The 25,904-nt window shown below is 59.7% G+C and carries 19 protein-coding genes; 5 read left to right on the plus strand and 14 right to left on the minus strand.

Annotation, left to right across the window (positions count from 1 at the left end; translation table 11 throughout):
• Positions 1-171 precede the first annotated feature (171 nt).
• From HX783_RS12640 to purL, 5 genes are all read right to left on the minus strand, one after another.
• Positions 172-435: a DUF6124 family protein gene (locus HX783_RS12640; protein WP_159959630.1), complete on the minus strand. Its 264-nt coding sequence runs from the start codon at positions 433-435 to the stop codon at positions 172-174.
• 365 nt (positions 436-800) lie between these two features.
• On the minus strand, positions 801-1,253 hold the full coding sequence (locus HX783_RS12645; protein ID WP_177017076.1) for a hypothetical protein: 453 nt from the start codon (positions 1,251-1,253) through the stop codon (positions 801-803).
• Positions 1,237-1,806, minus strand: a complete 570-nt coding sequence (locus HX783_RS12650; protein ID WP_256347149.1) for a DUF6036 family nucleotidyltransferase — start codon at positions 1,804-1,806, stop codon at positions 1,237-1,239. Before HX783_RS12650 ends, HX783_RS12645 begins: the two co-directional genes overlap by 17 nt.
• 381 nt (positions 1,807-2,187) lie before the next feature.
• Positions 2,188-2,499, minus strand: a complete 312-nt coding sequence (locus tag HX783_RS12655) for an NGG1p interacting factor NIF3 (RefSeq protein WP_159959633.1) — start codon at positions 2,497-2,499, stop codon at positions 2,188-2,190.
• Between the two features lie 4 nt (positions 2,500-2,503).
• Positions 2,504-6,400, minus strand: coding sequence for a phosphoribosylformylglycinamidine synthase (purL, locus tag HX783_RS12660; RefSeq protein WP_177017078.1), 3,897 nt, complete (start codon positions 6,398-6,400; stop codon positions 2,504-2,506).
• Between the two features lie 287 nt (positions 6,401-6,687).
• Between purL and mltF the strand changes: the two genes are divergently transcribed.
• The gene (gene mltF / locus HX783_RS12665) at positions 6,688-8,148 is read left to right on the plus strand and encodes a membrane-bound lytic murein transglycosylase MltF (RefSeq protein WP_159959635.1); all 1,461 of its coding nucleotides are present in this window, start codon (positions 6,688-6,690) and stop codon (positions 8,146-8,148) included.
• Between the two features lie 139 nt (positions 8,149-8,287).
• Here the strand turns inward: mltF and HX783_RS12670 are convergent, their stop codons facing one another.
• The 5 genes from HX783_RS12670 to treP form a co-directional block, all read right to left on the minus strand.
• On the minus strand, positions 8,288-8,572 hold the full coding sequence (locus HX783_RS12670) for a PTS transporter subunit EIIB (protein ID WP_177017079.1): 285 nt from the start codon (positions 8,570-8,572) through the stop codon (positions 8,288-8,290).
• Between the two features lie 2 nt (positions 8,573-8,574).
• On the minus strand, positions 8,575-11,106 hold the full coding sequence (ptsP, locus tag HX783_RS12675; RefSeq protein ID WP_177017080.1) for a phosphoenolpyruvate--protein phosphotransferase: 2,532 nt from the start codon (positions 11,104-11,106) through the stop codon (positions 8,575-8,577).
• A gap of 135 nt (positions 11,107-11,241) precedes the next feature.
• On the minus strand, positions 11,242-12,462 hold the full coding sequence (locus HX783_RS12680; protein ID WP_159959641.1) for a carbohydrate porin: 1,221 nt from the start codon (positions 12,460-12,462) through the stop codon (positions 11,242-11,244).
• 86 nt (positions 12,463-12,548) lie between these two features.
• Positions 12,549-14,195 (minus strand): alpha,alpha-phosphotrehalase, encoded by a 1,647-nt coding sequence (gene treC, locus HX783_RS12685; RefSeq protein ID WP_177017081.1) that lies wholly within the window; start codon positions 14,193-14,195, stop codon positions 12,549-12,551.
• Between the two features lie 119 nt (positions 14,196-14,314).
• Positions 14,315-15,757 (minus strand): PTS system trehalose-specific EIIBC component, encoded by a 1,443-nt coding sequence (gene treP / locus HX783_RS12690; protein WP_159959645.1) that lies wholly within the window; start codon positions 15,755-15,757, stop codon positions 14,315-14,317.
• A 252-nt stretch (positions 15,758-16,009) separates the two neighbouring features.
• Here treP and treR point away from each other — a divergent pair, with 252 nt between their 5' ends.
• From treR to HX783_RS12705, 3 genes are all read left to right on the plus strand, one after another.
• A complete protein-coding gene (gene treR / locus HX783_RS12695) occupies positions 16,010-16,714 on the plus strand; it encodes a trehalose operon repressor (RefSeq protein ID WP_177017082.1) in 705 nt (234 codons plus the stop codon).
• Positions 16,715-17,178: 464 nt separating this feature from the next.
• Entirely contained in the window at positions 17,179-19,251 is a 2,073-nt protein-coding gene (locus HX783_RS12700; protein WP_177017083.1) for a TerD family protein, read from the plus strand.
• A 275-nt stretch (positions 19,252-19,526) separates the two neighbouring features.
• Positions 19,527-19,838, plus strand: coding sequence for a hypothetical protein (locus HX783_RS12705; RefSeq protein WP_177017129.1), 312 nt, complete (start codon positions 19,527-19,529; stop codon positions 19,836-19,838).
• Positions 19,839-20,033: 195 nt separating this feature from the next.
• Here HX783_RS12705 and guaA read toward each other — a convergent pair whose 3' ends face one another.
• The 4 genes from guaA to HX783_RS12725 all read right to left on the minus strand — a co-directional run bounded on the left by guaA (position 20,034) and on the right by HX783_RS12725 (position 24,901).
• Positions 20,034-21,611: a glutamine-hydrolyzing GMP synthase gene (gene guaA / locus HX783_RS12710; RefSeq protein ID WP_015885725.1), complete on the minus strand. Its 1,578-nt coding sequence runs from the start codon at positions 21,609-21,611 to the stop codon at positions 20,034-20,036.
• A 93-nt stretch (positions 21,612-21,704) separates the two neighbouring features.
• Positions 21,705-23,174, minus strand: a complete 1,470-nt coding sequence (gene guaB, locus HX783_RS12715) for an IMP dehydrogenase (protein ID WP_010207937.1) — start codon at positions 23,172-23,174, stop codon at positions 21,705-21,707.
• A gap of 260 nt (positions 23,175-23,434) precedes the next feature.
• Positions 23,435-23,983: a hypothetical protein gene (locus HX783_RS12720; RefSeq protein ID WP_015885727.1), complete on the minus strand. Its 549-nt coding sequence runs from the start codon at positions 23,981-23,983 to the stop codon at positions 23,435-23,437.
• A 150-nt stretch (positions 23,984-24,133) separates the two neighbouring features.
• Positions 24,134-24,901, minus strand: coding sequence for a sulfite exporter TauE/SafE family protein (locus HX783_RS12725; RefSeq protein ID WP_177017084.1), 768 nt, complete (start codon positions 24,899-24,901; stop codon positions 24,134-24,136).
• A gap of 99 nt (positions 24,902-25,000) precedes the next feature.
• Here HX783_RS12725 and HX783_RS12730 point away from each other — a divergent pair, with 99 nt between their 5' ends.
• Positions 25,001-25,891 (plus strand): LysR family transcriptional regulator, encoded by an 891-nt coding sequence (locus HX783_RS12730; RefSeq protein WP_177017085.1) that lies wholly within the window; start codon positions 25,001-25,003, stop codon positions 25,889-25,891.
• The last annotated feature ends 13 nt before the right edge of the window (positions 25,892-25,904 follow it).

The following is a 25,904-nucleotide window of genomic DNA, read 5'->3' on the forward strand; positions in this document are numbered from 1 at the left end:
TCAAGCGGTTGGTCGGTGGCCGCGGGGTCGGCGCCAGGGCTTACAAGAGTAGCGGCGGCTCTGGCCTCTTCGCGAGCAAGCCCGCTCCCACATTTTGATCCCTGCCCGACGTGGCAATGCGGTCAAATGTGGGAGCGGGCTTGCTCGCGAATGGGCCTCATAGACGCCCGATTACTTCTGTTCAGGCACCTCAAATAGATCCAGCACCCGATCCACCATCAACTGGATACCCTCCAGCATCCGATGAATTCCCAGCACCGCATCACGCTGCGGGCCGTCGATGTCAAACGCCAGATTGCCCGCCAGCGCCTGCACGGATGCCAGGTCTTGGGAGGCGTTGGCGAGCAGGGTTTCGCTGTTCAGGTTGGGGAGTACAGTGAAAATATGGTCGGTAGATTGAGAATCAGATGGAGGATTGGGACTGTCTTTGATCATGGTAAAACTCCTAACAAAAATGGGAGCTACCGACATCACTTGCAGATGATGGGTGGCAGCTGTGTACGGGCCTGCAAGACCGAGTTGTTAGGAACCCCGGCAGACCCGAGGATCTCCCGCACACAGCCACCATGACTCAATAACCGCTTTATGAAAGCGGCACGATTATAGGTGTGCTGTTGAGTACTAACAAACTATCGGCGGGCTTGCAGTCCCGGTCACCACATTGGCAGCGACCCGAGAAGATTAGTCAGGCCAGTTCCGAGGGACAACCTGAAAGGCCTGTGGGAAACCTCCGAGACTTGAAAATATCGCAGACAATAAAAAACCCGGTCCAAGCCGGGTTGTTTGTTTGTGATCTATGCCTAAGCAGACGCCGCGCGCTGTTCGGCTTCGTAATGGCGAGTCTGGAAAGGCATCAGCGCTTGAGCCTTTAAACCCAACCCCTCACTCAGCCCCCAAGACACCGCCAGTTCATCACGACGGCTGCGCAGCGCAACGGCGCCTTGTGGCTGCACGTTTTGCTTGGCAGCAGAAGCCGAAAACAATTCAAGCGCCTTCAACGCTTCCATTACCCTGGAATCCGTCGCACATGAAAAGCGCGTAAAGCGCTCAAGCAAGTAGCCTGCGCGACGAAGCTCCACTTCACTGGAATGTGCCTTCAGAAAAGCCCTCACCTCGCCCACAAGGTTCGCGTCCGAGTACCAGACTGCTTTCGCTGCACTGACAAGCGCGGCGTCGTCAGCCTGATTCAAAGGGCTTTTGACCAGCGTATCCAAGGCGGATGAGAGGACGGGAGCGTTAAAAGGCTTCGTCAACTTCAGTCTCCAGATAATCGTGCAGAATATTGGTCAGGATGGATCTAGGTGGTTCCTTGTTGCCAACATACATATCAATCGCCTGCAATGCCAGCCGACGGAACTCAGTGGTCGCAATGAAGCCTGCCCTGAGCAGCGCCATGATGTCGCTTACATCCTGATCAGTCGCTCTGCCCAGTTTTGAGATCGCAATATCGATAGGCGCTGCTATGTGAAGATGCAGTGCAGACCCATCAGGAAACTCTTCGAGGGGAAGACTTCGCTCCCAGTAGTCTTCGTGAAGCGGGCCAAAACCAGTGTTGTATTGCAGATCGTAGTTCAGCTCCATGACACGGCCAGACTGCTCATCGAAAAACTCTTCTGGAAACTCCGCCAGCAATGTCCGTAAACGCAGTTTGTCTCGAGTATTCGCACAATAGATTTCTGCATCGACATCAGTGGAGACGCGGTGATGCGTATACAGATGAACAGCACAACCGCCGAACACTATGACCTTGACCGTGCCTGGTTTGGCGCCCTCAATCATCAACTCCACCTCAATGGACTTGAACATTGAAATCAACGCCTGGCCCAACGGGGTACTCGTATTTAGTCGGGGAACAACGACATCTGGAAAATCCATCATTGAATCTCAAGCCGAGGCAAGGTTGCTGAACGGGTCTTGAGTTCAAATCCCGATCGCTGACTTTTCAGCGACCGAGCAAGGCTATTGAGGCCAGTTCCGAGGGACAACCTGAAAGGCCTGTGGGAAAGGTCTGAGGTGCCTGTCCCGACGCCTTCGCGAGCAAGCCCGCTCCCACAGTTTGATCGGTGCCCGACGTGGCAATGCGGTCAAATGTGGGAGCGGGCTTGCTCGCGAAGAGGCCATCACAGCCAACAAAAAACCCGCTGACCAAACTGGCCCAGCGGGTTTCTTGTTTTAACAGCCGACGAATCAAAAATCCGCCAACTGCCACACCTCATACGCCGGTGTTTCATACGGATGACTGAGTTTCAAAGCAGCCACAACAGCCACAATCAACTCATCCGCCACCACTAACTCAACCTTCCACTCTTCAACCACTTCAACCTGGCCGACCTGCCCGAGAAACGGCTGGCTGCCGTCCAATGCGCGGAATTGGCCCTGGCCCAGCACTTGCCAGGCGCAGCTGTCGTAGTTGCCGATACGCCCGCCGCCAGCGGCGAAGACGGCGGTTTTCACCGTCTCCACATGGCTTGCGGGCACAAAGAAGCTGAGCTTGTACACCGCCTTAGTTCACCCACACGCGAGCGTTACGGAACATGCGCATCCAGGCGCCGTCTTCGTTCCACTCTTCCGGGCGCCACGAGTTCTGCACGGCGCGGAACACACGCTCCGGGTGCGGCATCATGATGGTGACGCGACCGTCGCGGCTGGTAAGGCCGGTGATACCGCGCGGCGAGCCGTTCGGGTTGGCCGGGTAGCTTTCGGTGACCTTGCCGTGGTTGTCGACGAAACGCATGGCCACGCAGCCGGACAGGTCGGCTTCGAGCAGGGCTTCTTCGCTTTCGAACTCGGCATGACCTTCACCGTGGGCGATGGCGATTGGCATGCGCGAACCGGCCATGCCTTGCAGGAAGATCGAGTTGGACTCTTGCACCTGCACCATGGCGACACGGGCTTCGAACTGCTCGGAACGGTTACGCACAAAGTGCGGCCAGAACTCGCTGCCCGGGATCAGTTCGCTGAGGTTGGACATCATCTGGCAACCGTTGCACACGCCCAGGGTGAAGCTGTCGTTGCGCTCGAAGAAGCCTTGGAATGCGTCGCGGGCACGGCTGTTGAACAGGGCCGATTTGGCCCAGCCTTCACCGGCACCCAGCACGTCACCGTAGGAGAAACCACCGCAGGCGACAAGGCCCTTGAACGCGTTGAGGTCAACGCGACCGGCGAGGATGTCGCTCATGTGCACGTCGATCGCATTAAAGCCGGCGCGGTCGAACGCGGCCGCCATTTCCACCTGGCCGTTGACGCCCTGCTCACGCAGTACGGCAACCTGTGGGCGAATGCCTTTTTTGATGTAAGGCGCGGCGATGTCCTGGTTGACGTCGAAGCTGAGCTTGGTGCTCAGGCCCGGGTTGTCTTCTTCCAGGATCACGTCGAATTCCTGTTCGGCGCAGTCGGCGTTATCACGCAGGCGTTGGATCTGGTAGCTGGTCTCGGCCCACTGGCGTTGCAGCAAGCGGCGCTGGCCGGCAAACACGGTGTCGCCGTTGAACGAGATGTTGATCTCGCCGTTGTTGATCGGCTGGCCGATCACCGCCACGCAATCGTCCAGGCCAGCAGCGCTGAACTGTGCGAGTACGTCCGGGGTAGCGTCCTGGCGAACCTGGATCACGGCGCCCAACTCTTCGTTGAACAGGATGCCGTTGATTTCGGATGCATCCTCGGCAACGCTGTCGAGCACGATGTTCAGGCCGCAGTGACCGGCGAAGGCCATCTCTACCACGCTGGTCAGCAGACCACCGTCGGAACGGTCATGGTAAGCCAGCAGGTGGCCGTCGGCGTTCAGGCCCTGGATCACGGCGAAGAAGGCTTTCAGGTCTTCGGCGTCATCCACGTCCGGCGCGTGCTTGCCGAGCTTGCCGTGGGTTTGCGCAAGGATCGAGGCGCCCATGCGGTTCTGGCCACGGCCCAGGTCGATCAGGATCAGATCGGTGGTGCCTTTGTCCATGCGCAGTTGCGGGGTCAGGGTCTGGCGGATGTCGGTAACCGGCGCAAAGCCGGTGACGATCAGCGACAGCGGCGAAGTGACGCTCTTGTCGGTGCCGTCTTCGTTCCAACGGGTGGCCATGGACATCGAGTCCTTGCCCACCGGAATGGTGATACCCAGCTCGGGGCACAGCTCCATGCCGACAGCCTTGACGGTGTCGTACAGACGCGCGTCTTCACCGGGGTGACCGGCAGCGGACATCCAGTTGGCCGACAGTTTGATGTCGGACAGCTTGCCGATGCGCGATGCAGCGATGTTGGTGAGGGTTTCACCAATGGCCATGCGGCCCGACGCCGGGGCGTCCAGCAGGGCCAGCGGCGTGCGCTCGCCCATGGCCATGGCTTCGCCGGTGTAGACGTCGAAGCTGGTGGCGGTAACGGCAACGTCAGCCACCGGAACTTGCCATGGGCCAACCATTTGGTCACGGGCCACAAGACCGGTGATGGTGCGGTCGCCGATGGTGATCAGGAAGCTTTTGCTGGCCACGGCCGGGTGGTGCAGCACGCGTTCGATGCTGTCGGTCAGGTCGAGGCTGCTTGGGTCGAAGTCATCGCCCAACTCGGTTTCACGCACGGCCGAACGGTGCATGCGCGGGGCTTTGCCCAGCAGCACTTCGAGTGGCATGTCGACCGGGCTGTTGCCGAAGTGGCTGTCGGTCACCGTCAGCTGTGGCTCGGCAGTGGCTTCGCCGACTACCGCAAACGGGCAACGCTCGCGTTCGCAAATGGCCTGGAAGCGCGCAAAGTCTTCAGGGCCAACGGCCAGTACGTAGCGTTCCTGGGATTCGTTACTCCAGATTTCGTGCGGGGCCATGCCCGGCTCGTCGTTTGGAATGTTGCGCAGCTCGAAACGACCACCACGGTCGCCATCGTTGACCAGTTCCGGGAAGGCGTTGGACAAACCACCGGCGCCGACGTCGTGGATGAAGCTGATCGGGTTCTTGTCACCCAACTGCCAGCAACGGTCGATAACTTCCTGGCAGCGGCGTTCCATCTCCGGGTTTTCGCGCTGTACGGACGCAAAATCCAGGTCCGCCGAGCTGGTGCCGGTGGCCATGGAGGAAGCTGCGCCGCCGCCCAGGCCGATCAACATCGCCGGGCCGCCGAGGACGATCAGCTTGGAGCCGACCAGGATCTCGCCTTTCTTGACGTGTTCTTCGCGGATGTTGCCCATGCCGCCGGCCAACATGATTGGCTTGTGGTAGCCGCGCACTTCATCGCCACGCGGGGTGGTGATGGACTGCTCGAAGGTACGGAAGTAACCGGTCAACGCCGGACGGCCGAATTCGTTGTTGAACGCGGCGCCGCCCAGTGGGCCTTCGATCATGATGTCCAGCGCGGTTACGATGCGCTCAGGCTTGCCGTACGGCACTTCCCACGGCTGTTCGAAGCCTGGAATCTGCAGGTTGGACACGGTGAAACCGGTCAGGCCCGCCTTTGGCTTGGCGCCACGGCCGGTTGCGCCCTCGTCACGAATTTCACCGCCGGAACCGGTGGCTGCGCCGGGGAACGGGGCAATCGCGGTCGGGTGGTTGTGGGTTTCAACCTTCATCAGGATGTGCACCGGTTCCTGCACCGCGCCGTATTGGCGGGTTTCAGGGTCCGGGAAGAAACGGCCGGCGACGGAGCCGACGATCACCGAGGCGTTGTCCTTATAAGCAGAAAGAACGCCTTCGCTGTGCATCACGTAGGTGTTCTTGATCATGCCGAACAGGCTTTTTTCCTGGCTTTCGCCGTCGATGTCCCAACTGGCGTTGAAGATCTTGTGACGGCAGTGCTCGGAGTTGGCCTGCGCAAACATCATCAGTTCGATGTCGTGGGGGTTGCGCTTCAAGCCGTTGAAGGCGTTGACCAGGTAGTCGATCTCGTCTTCGGCCAGGGCCAGGCCCAGTTCGGTGTTGGCCTTCTCGAGGGCGGCACGGCCACCGCCGAGCACGTCAATCGCGGTCAGCGGTTTTGGCTCGGCATGGCTGAACAGACCGGCAGCCTGTTCAAGCTGGCTGACGATGATCTGGGTCATGCGGTCGTGCAGGCTGCTGGCGATCAGCTCGGCGTCGGCATCGCTGAACTGGCCGGCGACGTAGAAAGCGATACCGCGCTCCAGGCGCTGGATTTTTTCCAGGCCACAGTTGCGGGCGATATCACTGGCCTTGCTCGACCAGGGCGAGATGGTGCCGAACCGTGGCAGAACCAGGAACAAGCGGCCATTAGGCTCTTGAACGGGAACGCTTGGGCCGTACTTCAGAAGGCGTGCCAGCACTTGCTGTTCGTCGGCGGTCAATACGCCGGTAACGTCGGCGAAGTGAGCAAATTCAGCATACAAGCCTGTAACCGCTGGAACCTTTTGGCTCAGTTGCTCAAGGAGTTTGCTGTGGCGAAAGGCAGAAAGGGCAGGAGCGCCGCGCAGGATCAACATCTTCGGGACAGCCTCGGGAAGGGGGTGTGCTTTGAGGCCGTGCATTCTAGCGTAAACCGCCGCCAACGGCACCCGAAACGGCACGGCTGGCCGTTGCCGAACGTCAGTTGGCACGCTTTGCACAGTATCGGGGCGTTTTTCACCGGGTTGCGCGCAGTTATTTTAACCGTCACAAACCCTCGTCAACCCGCGTTTCTGCGGGCTGCAGCCCAGTTTCAGGGGTGCTAGCAGACAAGTCCCCTGCTGTCGATATATGGCGCCGTGGGTCGTTTGCGTATACTGCGCAGATGTTCTCCCCTACTGCTTTGCGCCCGCGATGTGCCAAATGGCTCATCGCAACCGGACTCTTCCTGATGCTCAGCGCCTGTGTTGATAAGCCCAGCACGCTCGAGCGAATCAAGGAGGATGGCGTATTGCGGGTGATTACCCGGAACAGCCCGGCGACTTATTTCCAGGACCGCAACGGTGAAACCGGTTTCGAATACGAACTGGTCAAGCGTTTTGCCGATGACCTGGGGGTGAAGCTGGAGATCGAGACCGCCGACAACCTCGATGACCTGTTCGGCCAGTTGGGCAAACCCAACGGTCCGGTGCTGGCCGCCGCCGGCCTGGTCAGCAGCGAGCAGCGCGCGCAACAGGTGCGTTTTTCCCATCCTTACCTGGAAGTGACGCCGCAGATCATCTACCGCAATGGCCAGTCCCGCCCGACCACGGCGGCGGACCTGGTGGGCAAAAAGATCATGGTGCTCAAGGGCAGCACCCACGCCGAGCAACTGGCGGCGCTTAAAAAGCAGAACCCTGCGATTGAATACGAAGAATCCGACGCCGTTGAGGTGGTCGACTTACTGCGCATGGTCGACGAGGGGCAAATCGACCTGACCCTGGTGGACTCCAACGAAGTCGCGATGAACCAGGTGTACTTCCCCAACGTGCGCGTGGCGTTCGACCTCGGCAATGCCAGCAATCAGAGCTGGGCCGTGGCGGCGGGTGATGACAACAGCCTGCTCAACGAGATCAACAGCTACCTGGATAAAGTTGAAAAGAACGGCACCCTGCAGCGTCTTAAAGACCGCTATTACGGGCATGTCGATGTACTCGGCTACGTCGGCGCCTACACCTTTGCCCAGCACTTGCAGCAACGCTTGCCCAAATACGAGAAGCACTTCCGGACCTACGCCAAGGAAGAAAAAGTCGATTGGCGCCTGCTCGCCGCCATCGGTTATCAGGAGTCGCTGTGGCAACCGGCCGTGACCTCCAAGACCGGCGTACGTGGCCTGATGATGCTGACCCAGAACACCGCCCAGGCCATGGGCGTGTCCAACCGCCTGGACGCCAAGCAAAGCATCATGGGCGGCGCCAAATACCTGGCCAAGATCAAGGATGAGCTGGACGACAGCATCGCCGAGCCGGACCGCACCTGGTTCGCCCTCGCCGCCTACAACGTCGGCACCGGCCACTTGGAAGATGCACGCACGCTGGCGAAGAAGGACGGCCTGAACCCGAACAAGTGGCTGGACGTGAAGAAGATGCTGCCGCGCCTGTCGCAGAAGCAGTGGTACAGCAAGACTCGCTACGGTTATGCTCGTGGAGGTGAGCCGGTGCATTTTGTGGCGAACATCCGGCGGTATTACGACATTCTGACTTGGGTCACGCAGCCGCAGTTGGAAGGCAACCAGGTGGTCGAAGGCAACTTGCATGTGCCGGGTGTGGATAAGACCAAGCCGCCGGAAGATAACCCGCAGCTTTAACCCCAATCTCCCAAACGACCCATAACTCATGTGGGAGCGGGCTTGCTCGCGAATGCGGTGGGTCAGTCGATACATCTGGTGACTGACACTCCCTCTTCGCGAGCAAGCCCGCTCCCACATTTTTGATCTGCGCCTGGCTTCAGAAGCCGGTGAGCAGGTGCACCACGCCGCCCGTCAACACCATCACGCCCGGCACACCCGCCGCCTTCAGTGCCTGCGCATCCAACCGCCCCGCATCCTGCAGTTGCACACGCACCCGCGTCAGCGCCACGCGTTGTTGTGACTTGAGATTATCCGCGCCACCCAATGCATTCAGTACATCGGCCGACAACAGGCTCGACGTCGGCGTCGGCGCCGTTACCGTCTCGGCAATCAAATCCGGGGTCAGGGCTTTCCAGAACGCGCGCTGTAATTTCTCGAACATGCTCAGTGCTCCACAACAGGTGAGGTTTCAACCGTGGCCGCGTGATACAGACGCAAGGCCTCGCGAACCTGGGCTGCTTCTTCCAGGCCCAGTACTTGGCGGGCGATGCTTTGGCAGTCCGCCAGGTCCAGCTCGCGCACGGTGGCCTTGATGGTCGGGATCAGCGGTACGCTGACTGACAACTCATCCACGCCGAGCCCGATCAACACCGGCACCGCCAGCGCTTCGGACGCCAGCGCGCCGCACACACCGACCCATTTTCCATGGGCGTGCGCGGCCTTGACGGTGGTGGCGATCAGGCGCAACACCGAGGGGTGAAAGCTGTCGGCCTGGCTGGCCAGGCGCGGGTGGTCGCGGTCCATGGCCAGGGTGTATTGGGTCAGGTCATTGGTGCCGATGGAGAAAAAATCCACGTGCGGGGCGAAGACATCGGCCATCAAGGCCGCAGACGGCACCTCGATCATGATCCCCAGCTTCGGCAGTTCCTTGAGCCCCAGCGCCAGCGCTTCCTCTTCAAGAATCGTGCGTGCCAGGTGCAGTTCCGACAGCAGGCTGACCATTGGCAACATGATATGCAGCCGTGCGAAACCGGCGCTGGCGAGGATTGCGCGGAACTGTTCGCGCAACAGTTCCGGGCGCTCCAGGCACAGTCGAATACCGCGCAAGCCGAGGAACGGGTTAGTCTCGCTTTCCATCGGCACATAGGCCAGCGGCTTGTCGCCGCCGACGTCCAAGGTGCGCACCACCAAATTGCGCTCGGTGCCCAGGGCGCGAGCGATGGCGCTGTAGGTGCCGGCTTGTTCTTCAGGGCTGGGCGCGCGGTTGCGGTCCAGGTAGAGGAACTCCGAACGCAGCAGGCCGACGCCTTCACCGCCCAAGCTCAAGGACTGCTCAACCTCCTGCAACGAGGCGACGTTGGCCGTGACCTCGACGTGGTGGCCGTCGCGGGTGATGGCCGGCAAAGCAGCCTGCGCCACTTCCCGCTGGCGCCGCAACACCTGCTGTTGGCGGGCAGCTTGCAGCTGCTCGATTTCGGCCAGGTCCGGGTCCAGGTGCAGCTCGCCCTTATCGGCGTCGAGCAGCACCTGCTTGCCGTTAGCCAGGGTCAGCACGTGCACCGGCACACCGCAAATCGCCGGCAGGCCGAGTGCGCGGGCGAGGATCGCGACATGGCTGGTCGCACCGCCACCGACGGTGACAAACCCCAGCACCTTGCGCGTGTCCAGGCTGGCGGTTTGCGATGGAGTCAGTTGCTCGGCAATCAGGATGGCTTGCTCGGGCAAGTCCCAGGCGCGGTCCTCGATACCGAGAATCAGCTTGAGCACGCGTTGGCCGACGTCGGCCAAGTCCGCCGCCCGTTCGGCGAGCAGCGCGTTGCCCATGCCCTGGAACAAGGTGGCGGTGGCCAGCGTGGCGCGGTTCCAGGCAAAGGCAGCGCTTTTGCCATTGGCCAGTTGGGCGTGGGCTTGTTCAAGCAAGGTCGGGTCTTCGAGCAGTTCTTGATGGGCACGGAAGATCTCGGCCTGGGCAGTGCCAGCCGCCTTGGCTTGCAGGGCTTGCAGCGCCTCGGTTGCCGCCAGCAGGCCACGCTCCAGTGCGGCACGCTCGATCGCTTCGCCAGCGCCGGCTTCGGTAATCTTCAACGCTGGCTCGGCCACTTGCACCACCTGGCCAAATGCCGAACCAGGGGACGCACACACGCCGCGCAACAAGCTGGCCGACGACAGCGGCGCGACCGGTTCCACCACCGCAGCAACTGCCGCGACCGTCTCGCCACAGCCTTCGGCCAGCAACGCCACCAAGGCGTTGATCGCCGCGTCGGCGTCATCACCTGCCGCGCTCACTTGCAGCGTATCGCCCTGCGCGGTTTGCAGCGCCATGATCGCCACCAGCGACTTGGCGTTGGCGCTCTGGGTTTGCTTGTGCAGGTAAATGCTTGCATTGAAACCCTTGGCCGCCTGGGCAAACACCGCCGCAGGGCGCGCGTGCAAACCGTTGGCGTTGGGCAGGGTCAGCGGCTTGGAAAACAGCGCTTCGCCCTCCTCCTCATTCGCCGTTTCAGCTGCTTCGCCTGTTGCGACTCGCAACAGCGGCTGGCCCACATCCACCACGCCACCGTCCGGCGTCAGCAGCGTAAACGGCTCGCCGCTGACCACCAGCATCAAGGTCAGCAAACTGCGTGCATGGAGCGCCACGTAGTCGGCATCGAATTCAATCAGCGGCTGCCCGACCGCCACGCGCTGGCCTTCCTTTACCAGCGGTGTGAAGCCTTGGCCTGCCAGGTTTACCGTGTCCAGGCCGATATGCATCAGCACCTGGACGCCGTTGTCGTCGGTAACGCTGACCGCATGACCACTGTCCTGGATGCTGCTGATCACCCCGGCCAGCGGCGCGCAAAGCGTCTGCGAGGTGGGATCGATGCACAGGCCGTCGCCGATCATGCGACTGGCGAACACCGGGTCGGGCACCTGATCCAGCGCCAGCAGCACACCGGACAGCGGCGCCAGCAGTTCCAGGGGTTGAGTTGTGGTCATGACTTCACCTGCTGTTTTGTTCTGTAAAAATCCGTGTGGGAGCGGGCTTGCTCGCGAATGCGGTGGTTCATTCAATACCTGTGTTGCCTGATACACCGCTTTCGCGAGCAAGCCCGCTCCCACATTTGATCCGCGTTATTTCCACCAGTATTCGACCTGCACACCCACATTCGACCCATGCCGCGCGGTGCCGTAGGCGCCGGTGTCGGACAACGCCGAGCCCGCCGCCAGTTCATTCGCCGCGCGTTTGGCCGCCTCGTTCCAGGTTGCGTAGGTGTAGTACAAACGCACTTCCGGCCGCGCCCAGAAATCCGGGCCGTTGGGCGACCAGGTCGGGGCGAAGGTAAATTTGCTCAGCTTGCGTGTTCCGCCAGCAGCGTCGACTTGATCATGCCCAAGTTCGGTGACCAGCTTGAACTGCTCGCTGATGGCATATGCCGGGCGCACGCCGATGGACATCCAGGTCTGGTCCTGGCTGCCTGGGCGAATGTCTTTCTGGTACACCGCCTCGACCTGCCCGCCAAAACGCGGGGTCACCTGCCAGTCGAAAAACTCCACGGCGCGGTAGCTTTTGCTGCTGTTATCCAGGGCTGTATTACCGGTGTAGCCCAGGCCAGTGCCGGGGCCTTCGCCGTACTGCAAGGCGAATTTGTTTTTGCCGCCCAGAAACGGTTTTTGTACATGCTGCGCCGTGATCGCCCAACCGCTGTTGGCGTCGCGGCCGCCGGCTTTTTCGATATAGCTCAGGCCGAACTCCAGCTCACCGCCGGGGTTGGTCTTGAAGCCCGCAACGTTGAAGTCGTGACGGGTGGCGTATTCCTTCTGGTACAGGTTGTCCTTGCGCGACAAGGCGTAGCTGTATTTGAGGTCGCCAATTTTCACGTCCTCGACACCACCGCCCGTGGCGCTCTGGTTCCAGTAGTAGAAGTCGGAAATATGGATGTCGTTACGTTTGTAGTAACGCCGACCCGCCCACAGCGAGCCGCCATTAAGGCTGGGCAGGTTGGACCACTGCGCATACATCTGCGGCATGCGCGCCGAGCCGTTGTCTTCGCCCTGGAACTTCAGGGCGCGGTCGTACTTGTTATACAGCGATGCCATCGCATCGACGCTGAGCACCGAGCCGTCGTCGAGGGTCAGCAGGTCCTGGCGCAATTCCAGTTCGGCGTATTGCTCGCATTCGTTACCCAAACGGTACTTCGTTTGCGCCCCCGGCAGTTGGAAGCATTGCTGCTTGCCACTGCCCGTTGAAGTGCCCGCGCCGCTGCGCAAGTAACCGGCAAACTCCAGCGCCTGAGCGCCAAAAGGTGCAGTAAGACATGAGGCAATGAGGCCCAGCTTTATTGTTGTTTTCATGAAGCACTCCAAATATTTTTATTATTGTTATTGCGTGACGCGCCCCTTGTAGGAATCGGCTTGCCGACGCCTACAAGGGAGGTGTTTCAGTCCTTGAGATGCAGGACGAAGGATTCATAAGGGCGCAATACCACGGCGCCCGTACGCAATGGGCAGTCGGGGTAGTTGCTGATCAGCAGGCGTTGCTCGCTCGCCGCGTTGATGACGCCTTCGGGCAGTTGGATTTCGCAGGGCGTGCCATAGAAGTTGTTCAGCACCAGCAAGCGCTCGCCCTGCCCTTCGCGCAGGTACGCCCAAACCTGTAGATGGTCTTGCAGCAGTTGGCGATAAACGCCCTCCTGGATCAGCGGCTCGTGGCGACGCAACGCAATCAGCGCACGGTAGTGATGCAGCACCGAATCAGGGTCATCCAATTGGCTCTCGACGTTGATCTGCGCCGCATTGGCCGGAATACCGATCCACGGTTCGCCGCTGCTGAAGCCGGCATTGGCTTCGCGGCTCCACTGCATCGGCGTGCGACCGTTGTCGCGCGACTTCTGCATAATCGCCGCCATGCTCGACGCCTCGGGCTCACCGGCATCACGCTTGAGCCGGAAGATGTTCAAAGTCTCGACATCGCGGTACTGCTCGATTTTGTTGAAGCCAGGGTTGGTCATGCCCAGTTCTTCGCCCTGGTACACATACGGCGTGCCCTGGAGAAAGTGCAGCGCGGTGGCGAGCATCTTGGCCGAGACCACACGGTGTTCGCCGTCGTCACCGAAACGCGAGACCACCCGCGGCTGGTCGTGGTTACACCAGAACAACGCGTTCCAACCGCCACCGGCCTGCATGCCCAGTTGCCAGTCAGAAAAAATCTGTTTGAGCTGCAGGAAGTCGAAGTCGGCTTTCACCCACTTCTGCAGGTTCGGGTAATCGACTTTCAAGTGATGAAAGTTGAAGGTCATCGACAGCTCTTTCGACGCCGGATTCGAGTAACGAATGCAGTGCTCCAGGCTGGTAGACGACATTTCACCGACGTTGATCAGGTCATGCCCTTCGAAGACTTCGCGGTGCATTTGCTGCAGGTATTCGTGCACGTTCGGGCCGTCGGTGTAGAAGCGACGACCGTCAGTGTTGTCCTCGGGGAAATCGGCAGGCTTGGAGATCAGGTTGATCACGTCCAGGCGGAAACCGCCCACGCCTTTGTCGCGCCAAAAGCGCATCAGCTTGAACACCTCGGCGCGCACCTTGGGGTTGTCCCAATTCAGGTCGGCCTGGGTGTGGTCGAACAGGTGCAGGAAGTACTGGCCGGTTTGCGCTTCGTATTCCCAGGCCGAGCCGCCGAACTTGGATTCCCAGTTGTTCGGCTGGTCGCGCCAGATGTAGAAGTCACGGTACGGGTTGTCGAGGCTGCTGCGCGCCTGCTGGAACCACTCATGTTCGATGGAGGTGTGGTTGACCACAATGTCGAGCATCAACTTGATGCCGCGTTTGGCCGCTTCGCTGATCAGCAGGTCGCAGTCGGCCATGGTCCCGTAGCTCGGGTCGATGGCGTAGTAGTCGCTGATGTCGTAGCCGTTGTCGCGCTGCGGCGAGCGCAGGAACGGCGTGATCCACAGGTAATCCACGCCCAGCCATTTGAGGTAATCGAGCTTGTCCACGATGCCAAGCAGGTCACCGGTGGCGTTACCCGCGTGGCTGTGGAAGCTTTTAGGGTAGATCTGGTAGATCACCGATTGTTGCCAGTTTTGCATGGTGGGTTCCTTCAATTAAATTGTGTACTGGCCATGCGGGCCTCATCGCGGGCAAGCCCGGCTCCCACAGGGGAACGCATTTCAAGTGTGGGAGCTGGCTTGCCTGCGATAGCGATTGATCAGGCGACCCGGTATCCAGGCCGAACAATTTTCATGCTCAACGCACAGGTCAGAACAAACGGCACCACAATCGCGATGACCATCCCGATCACAAAAACCGGGATGTACTGCGGCAGGATTGAGATAAACGCCGGCAAACCACCGACGCCGATGGCCGAGGCGGTCACCTTGTTCAACGACAGGAAAATGCTGCCCAGCGCAGAGCCCAGCAGCGCGGCATAAAACGGAAACTTGAAGCGCAGGTTCACCCCGAACATCGCCGGTTCAGTGATGCCGAAGTAAGCGGAAATCGCCGAGGTGGACGCCATGCTTTTGTCCCGCGCATTACGGGTCATGTAGAACACGCCCAGTGCGGCGCTGCCCTGTGCGAGGTTGGACATGACGATCATCGGCCAGATAAAGGTGCCGCCCTGGGTGGAGATCAGCTGCAGGTCGACGGCAAGAAACATATGGTGCATGCCGGTGATCACCAGCGGCGCATACAGCAAGCCGAATATCGCCCCGCCGACCATCGGCGCCAGGTCAAACAGGGTGACCACGCCTTCGGTGATCAGGATACCGAGGTGACGCGTGACCGGGCCGATGACCGCCAGGGCCAGCACGCCGGTGACGACGATGGTGGTGATCGGCACCACCAGCAGCTGGATTGCGTTAGGCACACGTGCCCGCAGCCATTTCTCGATGACGCTCATCACATACGCCGCCATCAGGATCGGCAGGATCTGCCCCTGATAACCGACTTTCTCGATCTTGAACCAGCCGAAGATATCGAAGTACGGCAGGCTCTGGCCGTCGAGGCCGGCGACGGCCTTGCCGTAGTTCCAGGCATTGAGCAGGTCCGGGTGCACCAGCATCAGGCCGAGCACGATGCCGAGGATTTCGCTGCCGCCAAACCGCTTGGCCGCTGACCAACCCACCAACGCCGGCAGGAACACAAACGAAGTGTTGGCCATCAGGTTGATCAGGCTCCACAGGCCATCCAGGTTCGGGTAGGCCTCGAGCAGCGTCTTGCCCTCGATGAACATGCCCTTGGCGCCCATCAGGTTGTTTATGCCCATCAGCAGGCCGGCGATGATCAGCGCGGGCAGGATCGGCATGAACACGTCGGAGAACACCCGCACCAGACGCTGCATGGCGTTGGTCTTGTCGGCGCCCTTCTTCTTCACGTCGGCAATGGTGGCGGCGGCAAGGCCGGTCTGTTCGCGCAAGGCGGCGTAGACCTTTTCCACTTCGCCGGGGCCGATCACCACCTGAAACAGGCCACCGGTGAAGAACGAGCCCTTGACCAGGTCGACCTGGTTCAACGCACTGCTGTTGACCAGGCTCGGGTCCTTGAGCGCCAGGCGCAGGCGGGTCACGCAGTGGGCAGCTTGCTCAAGGTTGTCGCTGCCCCCGAGGTTCTCGAGAATCTCGCGGGCAATAGTCGAATAGTCGTGGCTCATGCTTGGTTTCCACTTTGATTTTTTTATTTGGGGGCAGTCATTGGCAGCACGCCGAGGCCAAAAGTACTCGTCTGTACGAGTTAAATCAACAACTCGTCTGTACGAGTCACAAATTGTTTATATTTCTGATTTTTGAGTCAGGCATTTCTTTTTCTTCCACTGGGGTCGAATGGACAAACCTCACCTCTGCCACTAAGGTTCCTGCCTTGAACGCGCCGTTCACCTTCATCACGTCGGGCATAGAGCCAAACCATGAGCAAATACAACCAGATCTATACGGATCTGCTTGCCAGCATCACCACTGAACGCCTGCAACGCGGCACGCGCCTTCCCTCCGAAACCGAACTGATGGACGCCTACCAGGCCAGCCGTGGCACCGTGCGTCGGGCCATTGAGCAGTTGCAGGAACGTGGCTTTGCACAAAAAATCCACGGCAAGGGCACCTTTGTGTTGTCGCCAAACCCCATCGAGTTCCAACTGGGCGGCATCGTCAGCTTCCACGAAACCCACGCCGATTTGGGCGATGACGTACGCACCGAAGTCGTCGAATTCAGCCAATTCCCACTGGAAGGTTCACTGCTGCAACACGTCGAAGCCGAACCCGGCACCCTGATCACGCGGATAAAACGGGTACGGCGCATCGGCGGCAAACGGGTGATTCTCGACATCAACCACTTCGTCGCCGACCTGATCCCAGGCCTGGACCGCGACATCGCCGAACAGTCGATCTACGCGTTTATCGAACAGACGTTGCAGCTGCAGATCAGCTACGCGCAACGCACCATCGAGGCACTGCCGCGCAGCAAGGACGATCAGACCCATCTGGACCTCGAAGGTCAAAGCCATGTGATCGTAGTGAGCAACCAGACGTTTTTGCAGGATGGGCGGCAGTTCGAATACACCGAGTCGCGGCATACGTTGGATAAGTTTTATTTTTCGGATATTGCGCGGCGCTAGAAGACAAACAGAGATCAAATGTGGGGCTTGCTCGCGAATGCGGTAGATCAGCCAGTAAATTTATTGACTGGCACACCGCCTTCGCGGGCAAGCCCGCTCCCACATTTTGATCGCATTTCAAAACACAAAACCCCGGCACATGGCCGGGGTTTTGTTATTCAGCGTTCACCTGCTATCGCAGGATCACTCCCACTCAATCGTCGCCGGTGGACAAGCGACTTGTCGCTAATCAGCTCCTGTTCTTCTGGCGAAGCAGCTTGTTACCGTTGAAATACGCAGCAACCTGACAAACAGATTCAACCTGACGTAGGATGCCTTGGTGGCTATGGAACACCTTCCTTCTAACCTCCTATGACCTAGGGGTTTCGCTCTCCACACTGCGCCTGCTTCTTGCAGGCGTTTTTACATCAACTGTAAAACAATGCTGCAGCTCGTCCACGACGGCGACCAAGGAGAAATCAAGCATGAATCAGGATCTGTTCCTGCGTCGCCGTAGCAAAGTTCACGTTCCAATGGGCACTGGCGGCGCCACGCGCGCTCAGGTCGCATCGGCTGTCCGCGAAGTCGCGGCGTTCAGATGCGTGCTGTCAGAGCCTCTGATTGAACAAATCGGCATGCTGTCAGCGACAGAACTCAAGTACTGGCTGCGCGAAATCGTCGCAGTTCTTCGGCGGGAAAATGGCGCTCATGTACACCACAGACCGCTTTATCCTGACTTTCCCGAGCAAGTTCTGGCAGCCTCAGAGGCGGAGTTGTACCTTAACGCCGTCATTCACTACCTCACACTTTGGCGCTTACCAGCGAGTGAACACTCTCGACCTGCGATGCTTGAAGGCAACTTCGTTTCCCGCGTTATCGAAGCAGGAAGCGCCTCTGAATTCGAATCACTGCTCGAGCCGCTGGTTTCATCGCGCACTTCGCTCTCAGAAACCGACACAGCTGATGTCGTCTGGTTTATCCGAGAGTACAAAAACGATGTGTTCCGTCTGCTGCCTGAGGCCGTACCGTTCCGGGAAATCCGTGCACAGGTTGGCGGCGCACTTATCCTGCATGTCGCTGGCGATGCACGGGTGAATGCGTTTCTGGAGCGGAACGTCGAAACCGCAACTGACGTGCTAAGGCTCGCGGTGGCGCTGAGCGGAGGAGACGTGTCACTGACAACAGCTTCGACACGTTTCAAAGCGATGAAGCGCTCGATGCGCCGTCTGCTATTGCGCCTGCTAGACCGCATACCCAATGCAGTAGAAGACGTGATGCGCCATGCTGAGCGCTGGAAGCGCCTGGCTGAGGTACTACATCCGGGCGACTACGCTGATAAATACCCACGAGCGCTAGCCGCCATCGCGGCAGCACGTCGCAACGAAGCGCCAGACTCATTTGGATCACGTGTTGAAACATTGCTTGCCCAGCATTACATCGCCACGCTTACGCCCATACTACAGAGCCGTCCTGGTGAATTCGCGCGACGACTGGACGTAACCCTGCGGCGCGCGACGGAACCAGAGGCGGTTCTCGACGCGTTCGAGGTGGTTGCCACACAAGTGTCCTCACCTGTCCTGCTGCAATTGCTGACTCACTTACGCGCGCCGCGCCCGCTCCCCCTGCGAGCGTTCACACCGAAAGGTGCATTTGCCAAAGTCTATGCAATCAAGGACCGACGCGAACCTCTCGCGCCCGACGTGTTGGCTCGTGCGGTCAGAATCTGTGAGGACGCTCTCGTAACGCGTTTTGCGTCACTGCCGCCTCTAGGCCGCTGTTTTATAGATCCAGCATTAAGTGAATACAGGGTGCCGCTGGCGCAGCGTGCCTCATCGAAGTCGCTACGAACGCTTGTGCGAGGCAGTCGGTTACCTATACCTGACACACGTTTCATTCGCCTGTTCCTGTGGTGGAAGAATGGCAGAGGACGCACGGATATCGACTTGTCCGCGGCATTTTTCGACGCCAACTTCGTATTCAAACAAACGGTCGCGTACTACAACCTCAAGGATTTCGGCGGCTGTCACAGCGGCGACATCGTCGACGCGCCTGACGGGGCTTCGGAGTTCATCGACCTCGACCTCGAGGTCCTCGTCAAGAAGGGCATCCGCTATGTCGTCACTTCTATCAACTCTTTCACCCAGCAACCGTACTGCGATCTTCCAGAATGCTTCGCTGGCTGGATGGCCCGCACCGACACAGCGTCGGGTGAAGTATTCGAGCCGCGCTCCGTGTTCGACCGTATCGATATCGCATCCGACACAGCGATCTGTCTGCCATTTGTGATGGATTTGCAGGAACGACGCATGATTTGGGCCGACCTGGGGCTCACTTCATCTGTGCGTTGGAATAACGTCGAGAACAACCTCAGTGGGGTATCACTGATGTTGCGAGCTTTAATACATACACCAAAACCGGATTTGGAGACTCTGTTCGATTTACACGTTCGAGCACGGGGAGAACGAGTAGCGTCACCGCAGCAGGCACAGGCGGTGTTTGCGCCGGATCAAGGGATAACACCGTTCGATACGGATTTGATTCGGTCACAGTTTCTCTAATACCTGCGTCAGCCCTTGGTATTGATTGAAAACGAGACTCTGCCACAGCAGGCTACCAATTCGGCGGCTCCCCATGAACTCGCTGCGCGGTCGGTCAGCCGCGACGTCTTTTTGGGAACGCCAATGGTCTTGCGCTCACCGGTTGCACAAACTTCACACCCCTTCATAACCCATGTGTCGGCGATCAAGGTTTCAACCAAGTAGTAAGCCTTTCTGGAAAGGTCCACCCCATGGCATCTCATACTTATCCGAGTCAAAACATGAAGAATAACGCCATGTGTACAACAAGCGTGTTGCTGAGTTTTTGCGCTGCATTACTGGTTGGCTGCACGGGAAGGGGCTTTCAACCGCCGCCGCCGGAGTTTACCAATTGGAAGAAGGCCGGGATGTCTGAAAAGGACGTCAAGAGCGCTATGACCGCATGCGGCTACATCAACCTCACAGGGACAGGGGACAGGACCCCGATTGACCAGGTACTCACGCAGTTTTATTGCATGAAAGACGCAGGTTTCAAGCGAACAGATAACATTGACCTGTGTAAGGAAGGCCGCATCGGCGAATCACCGGTGTGCGACGGCCGCCGATAATCCATTAGCGGGTGAGCGATCTACGCGGACTGTACGGCACCGCAGGGATGTCGACGGTAGCAGCGCTGGGCCGTTGCGCCTTCTCGACCGCCATCATCGGCGAGGCAGGCGAGCCCCAAAAAGCCAAAAGCCCGCATTTACGCGGGCTTCAGGGCATTTCTTGCTAGTGGGTGCCCGGCAATGCCGGACGCCCCGTCATTCCCACTCAATCGTCGCCGGCGGCTTGCTCGACACGTCATACGTAACGCGCGAAATGCCTTCGATCTCATTGATGATACGGCCGCTGACAGTCTCTAGCAGTTCGTACGGCAGGTGTGCCCAACGAGCAGTCATGAAGTCGATGGTTTCTACGGCACGCAAGGCTACAACCCAAGCGTAACGACGGCCATCGCCTACGACGCCCACCGATTTAACCGGCTGGAACACCACGAAGGCCTGGCTGACTTTGTGATACCAGTCGGCCTTGCGCAGTTCTTCGATGAAGATGTGGTCGGCGCGACGCAGCAGGTCGGCGTATTCCTTCTTCACTTCACCGAGGATCCGCACGCCCAGGCCCGGGCCCGGGAATGGGTGGCGGTAGACCATGTCGTACGGCAGGCCGAGTTCCAGGCCCAGGCGACGGACTTCGTCCTTGAACAGTTCGCGCAGCGGTTCTACCAGCTTGAGGTTCATTTCCTCAGGCAGGCCACCCACGTTGTGGTGGGACTTGATCACGTGGGCCTTGCCGCTTTTGGCGCCGGCCGACTCGATCACGTCCGGGTAGATGGTGCCCTGGGCGAGGTACTTGATGTTGTCCAGTTTGTTGGACTGGGCATCGAATACGTCGATGAAGGTGCGGCCGATGATTTTGCGCTTCTTCTCTGGGTCGGACTCGCCGGCCAGGTTGTTGAGGAACTGGTCCTCGGCGTTGGCGCGGATCACCTTGACGCCCATGTTCTCGGCGAACATGGCCATCACTTGCTCACCTTCGTGCAGGCGCAGCAGGCCGTTGTCGACGAACACGCAGGTCAGCTGGTCGCCGATGGCTTTGTGCAGCAGCGCGGCAACGACCGAGGAGTCAACGCCGCCGGACAGGCCGAGCAGCACATTGTCGGTGCCGACCTGGGCGCGAACCTGGGCGATGGCGTCTTCAGCGATTTTCGACGGGGTCCACAGGGCTTCACACTCACAGATGTCGAGGATGAAGCGCGACAGGATGCGGCCGCCTTGTTTGGTGTGGGTCACTTCCGGGTGGAACTGCACGCCGTAGTAACGACGCTCGTCGCTGAACATGCCGGCGATCGGGCAGCTCGGGGTGCTGGCCAGGATGTGGAAGTCTTCCGGCATCTTGGTGACCTTGTCACCGTGGCTCATCCACACGTCGAGGCCGAACAGGCCATCGGCGTCGATGTGGTCTTCGATACCGTCCAGCAGGCGGCTCTTGCCGACGACGTCGACACGGGCGTAACCAAATTCACGCAGCTCGGAACCTTCAACCTTGCCGCCCAGTTGCTCGGCCATGGTCTGCATGCCGTAGCAGATACCGAAGACGGGCACGCCCAGGTCGAATACGGCTTGTGGGCAGCGCGGGCTGTTGGCTTCGTGCACGGACTCGGGGCCACCGGCGAGGATGACGCCTTTAGGGGCGAATTCGCGGATCGCTTCGTCATCCATGTCGAACGGGTGCAGTTCGCAGTACACGCCGATTTCACGCACGCGGCGGGCGATCAGCTGGGTGTACTGGGAACCGAAGTCGAGGATCAGGATGCGGTGGGCGTGAATGTCGAGGGCCATGGGGTCAGTCTCGTCTATGCAATTCGGTGAAGAAAATCAGAAACAACTCGGGGCTGAAAACAGCCCCGGTTACTTAACGTTTTGCTGGAAGCCTCAACCTACGCGGTAGTTTGGCGCTTCCTTGGTGATCTGCACGTCGTGGACATGGGATTCAGCCATGCCGGCGCCGGTGATCCGTACGAACTCTGGCTTGGTGCGCATTTCTTCGATGTCGGCGCTGCCGGTGTAGCCCATCGAGGAACGCAGGCCGCCCATCAGTTGATGGATGATCGCGCTCAGGGTGCCTTTGTACGGCACACGGCCTTCGATGCCTTCCGGTACGAGCTTCTCGGCGCCTGCCGAGGAGTCCTGGAAGTAACGGTCGGAAGAGCCTTGCGCCTGGGACATGGCGCCCAGCGAACCCATGCCGCGGTAAGCCTTGTACGAACGGCCCTGGAACAGTTCGATCTCGCCTGGCGCTTCTTCAGTACCGGCGAACATCGAGCCCATCATCACGCAGGAAGCACCGGCAACGATGGCCTTGGACAGGTCACCGGAGAAACGGATGCCGCCGTCGGCGATCAACGGAACGCCAGTGCCTTCAAGGGCAGCGGCAACGTTGGCGATAGCGCTGATTTGCGGCACGCCCACACCGGCGACGATACGCGTGGTGCAGATCGAGCCAGGGCCGATACCGACCTTGACCGCATCCGCGCCCGCTTCGGCCAGGGCCTTGGCGGCGGCGCCGGTGGCGATGTTGCCGCCGATCACTTGCACTTCAGGGAAATTCTGTTTGACCCAGCGAACGCGGTCGATCACACCTTTGGAGTGACCGTGGGCCGTGTCGACCACCACCACGTCAACACCGGCAGCGACCAGGGCCGAAACGCGGTCACCGGTGTCTTTACCGGTGCCGACCGCAGCGCCAACGCGCAGACGACCTTGGTCATCCTTGCTGGCCAGCGGGTAAGCCTTGGCTTTTTCGATGTCGTTGACGGTCATCATGCCTTTGAGGGCGAATTTGTCGTCGACGATCAACACGCGCTCGATGCGGTGCTTGTGCAGCAGCTCGCGCACATCGTTCTTGTCGGCGCCTTCCTTGACAGTAACGAGGCGCTCTTTAGGCGTCATCACTTCGCGGACGGTGACTTCAAGACGGTTCTCGAAACGCACGTCACGGGAAGTGACGATGCCGACCAGGTCGCCATCGTGCAGCACCGGAACGCCGGAGATGTTGTGCAGGCGGGTCAGGTCGAACAGGTCACGCACGGTGGCGTCGGCTTCGATGGTGATGGGATCTTTCACCACACCGGCTTCGTAACGCTTGACCTTGCGCACTTCGGCAGCTTGCTGCTCGATAGTCATGTTCTTGTGGATGATGCCGATGCCGCCTTCCTGAGCCATGGCAATTGCCAAACGGGCTTCGGTGACGGTGTCCATGGCAGCGGAAACCAGGGGAATATTCAGCTCGATGCCACGGGTTAGGCGGGTCTTGAGACTGACTTCGTTAGGAAGCACCTCGGAATAACCGGGCACTAGGAGAATGTCGTCGAATGTCAGAGCTTCTTGGCTGATACGCAGCATCGCGGGGGCTCCCGAGCGGGAAAATGGAAGCGCGCCATTATATACATGCACCCTGCCGGGCTCAATGTAAAACTCTGACAAACTTGGTAATACTGATAGATGGGTAATTGATCGTTCCCACGCTCTGCGTGGAAACGCCTCCCTGGACGCTCCGCGTCCTGCCCCAGCGCAAGGGTGACGCGGAGCGTCACGGGATGCATTCCCACGCAGAGCGTGGGAACGATCGGACGCAGGAGCGCGGGAACGATCGGACGATCGGATTAAAGCTCGACTTTGACCCAACTCATCTTCTGGTCCAGCCAGTCGGCAAATTCGTCGATAAAGCTCTGCTTGAACCCCGCCTCCGCCCAGTTGTTGAAGATGAACCCCAGGTTGGAAAACCCGCATTCCTGCAGGAACAGAAACCCGTTGATGTCATCTTCGTGCCCACACAGCGGGCAGGTGAAGTTGTCGGTGTGGCCGGGCATCCAGTCTTCCAGGCTTTCGAACAGCGCCTCGCCGACTTCCTTGAGGCATTCCGGGCAGCCGGCCTCTTCGAGAAAGCCTTTGGCCGGCGTGTAGATGCAGCGCTTGTAGATGATCTCCAAGCCATTGATCGGCTCATTGAACGGCAGGGCCTCCGGGTGCAGCACCACGGCGCGGGCGCCATCGGCCAGGGCATAGGCCATGCGGTTGCCGGTGCGCCCGCAAGTGGTCAGTTCTTCCTTGATGATGTTCTTGCGCACCAGCCAACGCACGATCGCCCGCGCGCGGGGTTCGTGGACGGGCAAGGTGGAGATTTTCGGAACAAGGATGCTTTGGGAGTTCATGGTGCGGGGAGCCCTGCGGTGTGGCGTCTGGCGCCTTCGCGAGCAAGCCCGCTCCCACATTTTGATTTGTGAATACATTCAAAATGTGGGAGCGGGCTTGCTCGCGAAGAGGCCCTGAAGGCTGGCAGCTTAATCCCTGAAGAAATCAGGTCAAGTGCTCAAGTACCGCCCGATCAACGCAATCCCACTGGCCAACACCAACCACGTCACCAACCGCACAAAGGCCTCACGCGACATACGCATCGTCAGCCTGCGCCCCACCCACAGCCCCAAGGCCATCGCCGGCAACAAGCACAGCGCCAACATCAGCAGCGGCAAATCCGCGTAAACCCCGGCGATCAGGAACAGGCTCAAGCGCACCACCGTGCTGCAACTGATCAACGCACTCTGGGTTGCCCGCGCCGCCTCCTTGGGCAAACGGCTGTTCAGGTAGATCGCATATAAAAAGCCGCCACTGCCAAACAGCGCACCAAACAACCCGCCGACGGTGCCCATGGGAATCGACCAGGCCGCCGCCAGTTGCGTTGGCCGCGCTTTCACCGCCAGGCTGTAAATCGCGTAGGCACTGATAAACAACCCCATTAATAGCAACAACAGGTCCGAATGCAGGTTAAGCAAAAACACCACGCCCAGCGTGCAACCGATTGCCATGCACGGCAGCAATCGCCACAGCTCGGGCTTGTTCACGTCCCGCCGCGATTGCAGCAGGTTGCCAAAGGCGGCGACAAAATCCAGCAGCACCAGCAGCGGGATGATCTTCGACAGGGGCATAAACACAATCAGGATCGGCCCCGCGACCAGCGCCGTACCAAAGCCTGCGATACCAAACACGATGTACGCCACGACGATGCCGAGGCCGATCACCAGCCAATCAACGCCGCCAAACGACCACTGACTCATCAGCTCAACCGGGCTCATGGGCACTTCCTTGAAAGAGTTGGTAATCACTTTAGCGATGAGCGAGTGTTGCGACTAATATCATCAAAGCCCTCTACCCATCTCGAAAAGGCATGACGCGTGATCTCCACTCGCCAATTGCGCTACTTTGTCGAAATCGCCGACAGCGGCAGCTTCAGCGCTGCGGCCGAACGCCTGTTTGTGGCGCAATCAGCGTTGAGCCGGCAGATAAAAGAGCTGGAAACCCAGCTGCACACCCCGCTGTTCGAACGCACCGCGCGCCAGCCCCGGCTGACGGCGGCCGGTGAAGCCTTCTACCCCAGGGCGCGCAACCTGTTGAGTGAGTTGCTCAAGGCCAGCGAAATGGCCACCCAAGTCGGCAATGGGCAATTGGGCACACTGCGCCTGAGCCATTCGAGCACCGTGCCGATGAGCGGCGCTTTGCTGCAAGGCATCAGCACCTGGCTGGAGCGCTGCCCCGGTGTGTCGATGGACATCGTCAAACTGTCTTCCGAAGCGCAGCTTGAGGAGATTGCCGACGGTCGCCTCGACGTCGGGCTGTTGCGCTTGCCGGTGCTGCGCCAACGCGAGGGCGTGCGGGTGGTGCCGATATACAGTGAGAAATTGCTGCTGGCGGTGCCGCCGAATCACCCGCTGGCACGCAGCAACACGCCGGTGGAGTTGGCGCAACTCAAAGACGAAGCGTTTATCTCGATTCCCCATCCGCAGCGCGGTGGTTTGAGTTATCTGTCAGCCGAATTGTGCATGCGCGCGGGATTCTTCCCCAAGGCGGCGCGGGTGATGTCGCGCAAGACCACGCAGTTGCAACTGATCCAGGCCGGTTTCGGTATTGCCTTGTTACCAAAATCCATGCAGGACATTGCGCCCGCCAACGTGCACTTTTTGCCTCTGGCCGACCCGGACTGCCTCAGCACCGTGGCCCTGGCTTGCGCGCAGACGCCGAGCGCGCTGGTCGAGCAATTCTGCCAAACCTTGCACGAATGCCTATAAACTGCCGCCCATG

This window comes from Pseudomonas sp. D2002, from assembly GCF_013385735.1.
In the GTDB taxonomy this organism is placed as follows: Bacteria; Pseudomonadota; Gammaproteobacteria; order Pseudomonadales; family Pseudomonadaceae; genus Aquipseudomonas.

Excerpts from the sequence above, each read along its gene's own strand:
- HX783_RS12640 (WP_159959630.1), bottom strand. The coding sequence starts at position 435 with ATGATCAAAGACAGTCCCAATCCTCCATCTGATTCTCAATCTACCGAC.
- HX783_RS12650 (WP_256347149.1), bottom strand. The coding sequence starts at position 1,806 with ATGTTCAAGTCCATTGAGGTGGAGTTGATGATTGAGGGCGCCAAACCA.
- purL (WP_177017078.1), bottom strand. The coding sequence starts at position 6,400 with ATGTTGATCCTGCGCGGCGCTCCTGCCCTTTCTGCCTTTCGCCACAGC.
- mltF (WP_159959635.1), top strand. The coding sequence starts at position 6,688 with ATGTTCTCCCCTACTGCTTTGCGCCCGCGATGTGCCAAATGGCTCATC.
- HX783_RS12670 (WP_177017079.1), bottom strand. The coding sequence starts at position 8,572 with ATGTTCGAGAAATTACAGCGCGCGTTCTGGAAAGCCCTGACCCCGGAT.
- ptsP (WP_177017080.1), bottom strand. The coding sequence starts at position 11,106 with ATGACCACAACTCAACCCCTGGAACTGCTGGCGCCGCTGTCCGGTGTG.
- HX783_RS12680 (WP_159959641.1), bottom strand. The coding sequence starts at position 12,462 with ATGAAAACAACAATAAAGCTGGGCCTCATTGCCTCATGTCTTACTGCA.
- treC (WP_177017081.1), bottom strand. The coding sequence starts at position 14,195 with ATGCAAAACTGGCAACAATCGGTGATCTACCAGATCTACCCTAAAAGC.
- treP (WP_159959645.1), bottom strand. The coding sequence starts at position 15,757 with ATGAGCCACGACTATTCGACTATTGCCCGCGAGATTCTCGAGAACCTC.
- treR (WP_177017082.1), top strand. The coding sequence starts at position 16,010 with ATGAGCAAATACAACCAGATCTATACGGATCTGCTTGCCAGCATCACC.
- HX783_RS12700 (WP_177017083.1), top strand. The coding sequence starts at position 17,179 with ATGAATCAGGATCTGTTCCTGCGTCGCCGTAGCAAAGTTCACGTTCCA.
- HX783_RS12705 (WP_177017129.1), top strand. The coding sequence starts at position 19,527 with ATGTGTACAACAAGCGTGTTGCTGAGTTTTTGCGCTGCATTACTGGTT.
- guaA (WP_015885725.1), bottom strand. The coding sequence starts at position 21,611 with ATGGCCCTCGACATTCACGCCCACCGCATCCTGATCCTCGACTTCGGT.
- guaB (WP_010207937.1), bottom strand. The coding sequence starts at position 23,174 with ATGCTGCGTATCAGCCAAGAAGCTCTGACATTCGACGACATTCTCCTA.
- HX783_RS12720 (WP_015885727.1), bottom strand. The coding sequence starts at position 23,983 with ATGAACTCCCAAAGCATCCTTGTTCCGAAAATCTCCACCTTGCCCGTC.
- HX783_RS12725 (WP_177017084.1), bottom strand. The coding sequence starts at position 24,901 with ATGAGCCCGGTTGAGCTGATGAGTCAGTGGTCGTTTGGCGGCGTTGAT.